Raw genomic sequence first — 2,062 nt, 5'->3', positions numbered from 1 at the left:
ATGCGGCGGCTGGCCAATATCTCCGGTGTTTGGCAGGGCGCGGCGGCAGCGCTGGAGCGGATCAAGGAGCTGCTGGATGCGCCGATCCTGCTGAGCGAGCCAGAACACCCGCAGGCCGCGCCGCAAGGTCTGCCCGCCATCAACCTGAGCGGAGTTGAGCTGAATTACGGCGACGCGCAGATCCTGCACGGGCTGACACTTGAGGCCGAAGCCGGCAAGACCACCGCGCTGGTGGGGGCCTCGGGGGCTGGCAAATCGACGATCTTCAACCTACTGACCCGGATGGTGGATCCGCAGGCGGGATCCGTGACCGTGGGCGGGGTTGAAGTCACCAATTTGAACACCGCCGATCTGCGCAGCCTGTTTTCGGTGGTGACGCAGGATGCGATGCTGTTCGACGAGACCCTGCTTGAGAATATCGTGCTCGGGCGCACCGATGTACCCGACGCAGAGCTGCAAGCCGCGCTGGAGGCCTCGCATGTGGCGGATTTCCTGCCCAAGCTGGAGCATGGGCTGGAGACGCGGGTGGGGCCGCGCGGATCAGCCCTGTCGGGAGGTCAGCGCCAGCGGGTTGTGATTGCGCGGGCTTTGCTGCGCAACACGCCGGTGCTGCTGCTGGACGAAGCGACCTCGGCCCTGGATGCGCAGTCTGAAAAGGTGGTGCAGCAGGCGCTGGACAAGCTGGCCGGCGGGCGCACCACGCTGGTGATTGCGCACCGGTTGTCGACCATCCGCAACGCCGACAAGATTGTGGTAATGGACCGCGGCCGGGTACTGGACCAGGGCACGCATGACGATCTGCTGGCGCGCGGCGGTGTTTATGCCGACCTATACCGGCTGCAGTTTCAGGACGGCAAGACGGTGGTGGATACCGCAGGCATCGCCGCCCAGGCCGAGCAAGTGCCGGGCGGTGCAAAGAGTGGCAAGGAACGCTGGTTCCGCCGGTTTTCCCGCAAGGTGTTTGGCTGAGTATCTTTCAATATTTCGCCCGTCTGCCCCCCATGGGCGGGCGCTTCGCTTCCGCCCGCGGACGAACCCTGCTCTCTCCTCTATTTCCGGTAAGAAGCAGCCAGCTTTCTTGTATCCCACCCAAGAAAATACCGCATCAGCGTCCACAGGTTGCGTGCTCCGCGCCGCAGCCAGCCCGCGCGCTGGTAGCGCGCGGCGCTGGTCAGCGCCGCGCTTGGCAGAATCGTCACACACTGTAAGCGGCGCACCAACGCCACGTCCTCCATCAGCGGCTGGTCGGGATAACCGCCTGCGGCCTCATACGCCGCGCGCTGGATCAGCAGGCCCTGATCGCCATAGGGCAGCCCGAACAGCCGTGTGCGCAGGTTGGCCCAGCCCGCGACCCAGGCCGGCATCAACCCGCGCGCCCGGAAGCGCAGGTGGAAACAGGCGGGGCTGCCCTGCCCCGTCTGCAAATGCTGCGCCACGGCTTCGGCCCAGCCCGGTTCCAGACGGGTGTCGGCGTGCAGTATCAGCAGCCAGTCGCCCTTGGCCGCCGCACAGCCCCGGCGCAGCTGGCCGCCGCGCGACGGCGCACCGCTGATCCATTCTGCGCCTGCACCCTCAGCGATGGCGCGGGTGGCGTCGGCGGAGCCGCCGTCGGTGATCACCAGTTCGCGGATCAGGCCCGCTGCCACCCCCTCCATCAGGTATTCCAGCGTGGCGGGCAGCTCTTCGCTTGCGTTCAGAGTGGGGATCACGATGCTGACCGGCGCGGGCATGGATGGTTTTCCTGTTTTCTTCCACCCTGCTTCCTATATCACTGGGCGGAACTATGAAACGCCCTCTGACACACACCGGAGACATGAAATGAGCGACCGCCGCATCCTGCGCCTGAGTGGTTCCGACGCCCGCAGCTTTCTGCAGGGGCTGGTGACCAATAACGTGGACCGGCTGGACAGCCCGGACGGCGGGCTGGTCTATGCCGCGCTGCTGACGCCGCAGGGCAAGTATATGGCGGATTTCTTTCTGGCGCCGGACGGCGATGCGGTGCTCTTGGACGTGGAGGCGTCGCTGGCGGAGGGCCTCATGAAGCGACTGAACATGTACCGGC

2 protein-coding genes and 1 pseudogene are annotated in these 2,062 nt (G+C 66.0%); 2 read left to right on the top strand and 1 reads right to left on the bottom strand.

Annotated elements, in window-relative coordinates; genetic code table 11:
- Positions 1–969, top strand: a 969-nt coding sequence (locus A2I95_RS33570) for an ABC transporter ATP-binding protein (RefSeq protein ID WP_291736795.1), incomplete at its 5' end; no start/stop codon positions are given.
- Between the two features lie 80 nt (positions 970–1,049).
- On the opposite strand, the gene A2I95_RS33565 is transcribed toward A2I95_RS33570, so the two are convergent.
- Positions 1,050–1,730 carry a TIGR04283 family arsenosugar biosynthesis glycosyltransferase gene (locus A2I95_RS33565; RefSeq protein ID WP_291736794.1) on the bottom strand — a complete coding sequence of 227 codons (681 nt, stop codon included), beginning with the start codon at positions 1,728–1,730 and terminating at the stop codon, positions 1,050–1,052.
- An 88-nt stretch (positions 1,731–1,818) separates the two neighbouring features.
- On the opposite strand from A2I95_RS33565, the pseudogene A2I95_RS33560 reads away from it, so the two are divergent.
- Positions 1,819–2,062, top strand: a pseudogene (locus tag A2I95_RS33560) (folate-binding protein); the annotation flags it as partial.

This window comes from Leisingera sp. F5 (assembly GCF_001593695.1).
Note: the sequence above shows the minus strand (reverse complement) of the source record. Positions and strands in the feature narration are given on the sequence as shown.

Coding starts and splice junctions, on each gene's coding strand:
- A2I95_RS33565 (WP_291736794.1), bottom strand. CDS start 1,730: ATGCCCGCGCCGGTCAGCATCGTGATCCCCACTCTGAACGCAAGCGAA.